This is a genomic window from Novipirellula sp. (genome assembly GCF_041583735.1).
GTDB lineage: Bacteria > Planctomycetota > Planctomycetia > Pirellulales > Pirellulaceae > Novipirellula.
This window is the reverse complement of record NZ_JBFHFD010001004.1, coordinates 1-1,853: the sequence shown is the minus strand read 5'-3', so window position 1 is coordinate 1,853 and position 1,853 is coordinate 1. Positions and strand designations below refer to the sequence as shown.

The 1,853-nt window shown below is 59.1% G+C and carries 1 protein-coding gene and 1 pseudogene; both read right to left on the bottom strand.

The window, feature by feature from the left end:
• The coding region (locus tag ABX962_RS35510; protein WP_372726374.1) for a flagellar hook-length control protein FliK at positions 1 to 1,589 on the bottom strand (1,589 nt) is incomplete at its 3' end.
• A gap of 57 nt (positions 1,590 to 1,646) precedes the next feature.
• Positions 1,647 to 1,853, bottom strand: a pseudogene (locus tag ABX962_RS35505) (hypothetical protein); the annotation flags it as partial.

Below are 1,853 nucleotides of genomic sequence, written 5' to 3'. Positions count from 1 at the left end.
GCTGCGAGATCGCGATTTGGCCTTGGGCGAGGCGATTGGCGGGATGATTGCCAACGATCACCCGACGAGTACCCTGCCCCGCCCTGCTCTGCCCCGGATTGGTGCCCGCTAAAGGAACGCTCGCCCGATTGTGGGTCCTTTTCGACTTCCACCGATAACTGCTCGATTTGCATCCCTTGCGATTGCAGCCGTGCTCGCAGCTCGGGCAGGTTCTCACGCAATGCGGCTGCCGCCGCCTCGGTTTCGGCGACGACTCGCGTTTGAATCTTGTTTGACTTGATCTGCATTTCCAAGCGGACTGTACCCAGTTCCGCAGGTGCCAAACGAAGCCGAACATTGCCGCCGTCGGGCCCAAGATGCTGGAATGCACGACTGACACGCTGGATCAACTTGGCTCGCGAGATCAGATCCGTGGTGCTTGAATTGCCACTCTTTTCAGCTCGTTTTGTCGTCGCATCCGCAGCCGACGTGGTCGTGTTCGGTCCACTGACAGCTCCGCTGCCATCACGAGCTGCACTGTTGGTCGATGTCGCCGACGAAGCGTTTGCAGTTGCGGTTGCGGCCGCGGTGGTGCGTGCGGCGGCCGCAGCTGCGGCCGCCGTCTGCGTGATCGCTTCGACCGCCTGCTGTGCCGCAGGATTGACGTTGGCACTTTGGATGGTCGTCGGTTCGATGCTAGAGAGTGATTCGGGAATCGGCAACGTCGCAGTCGCCGAAGCCGATGGCGATGCGGCGTTTCCGCTGCGTGCCGCCGATGCGGCTTCGTCAATCGTTCCGCCACCAGATCGCTCGCCACCGTTGACGGGACCAAAGTGGTCGCGGCGGCGCTGGCGTGAATCGCGGCGGTGGTCCCCCGAGTTCGATTCGGCCTCGGTTTCCGATGTCGCGTCGGTCGATACCGACTCGGCGTCGGTCGTGGTGTCTTCGCTCGTTTCCGCTGTGTTCTTGTCCGTCGTTGGAACACGAGCGAGCGACTCGGTCGATGTTTCCGCTTCCTGCTGAGAAGACTTTTGTTTGGCCTGGTCGTGCTCTCCAGTCGGAAGCACTGCGTTGGCATCGGCCTGTTCGGTTTGGTCTACCGAAACGTTGTCGGCTTGTTCATTGGCGTCGGTTTTGTTTTGGACCGTCGCGGCCGCTAACACGCTCGCATCATTCGCGGTGGCGTCTTCGGTCGATTCGGACTCAGCGACAATTCGTTCTTCGCCGGGTGTCGTGTCCGCGACCGTTTCTTGATTCGCGTTGTCGTCGCTGTTACCGCTGGGGATGGCCAAGGCTGCCAAGTCGGTTGCGTTTTCTTGGGCGAGGACATCTGCCTCGTCCGCCTCGATAGATTCGGTAGCGGTGGCATTCTCGCTCGCTTCGTTTTGCGAGGACGATTCAGGTGACGAGGATGAATCCGAGACCGCCGGAAGGGTTTTGGTCGTCTGTGGCGACTCGATCGCCGCGATCTGGGCAAAGACATCAGCAAAGGCATCGACGATGCTGCTGGAAGGGTCGATCGATTGCAGTTGAGTGCCAAGCGATCGCAAACGATTTTGCGTGGGAGTTCGTGCGCCAGCGGTGCTGGATGTTGTTTGCGACTCGCTCATCTTCGAGGCCTCCCCTAGTAGCGAATCGGCGCCGCTAGAGAAATCGCTAGCAAAACGCTACTCGCCGCCTGCCTGACTAATCAGGGACGTGGTTGGATACCCTTCGCCGATGCGGCGTAGGATCTCGGAGAGTTTGTCGGCTTCGGATGGCTGAACAAACTCCGCCAATATATCTTTTCGTTTATCGATGGGCATGGCTTGAACAATATTGACGACCTCATCAACTCTTTCATCGTCATAGATTCTCAAAAGTTGCTCCTTTGC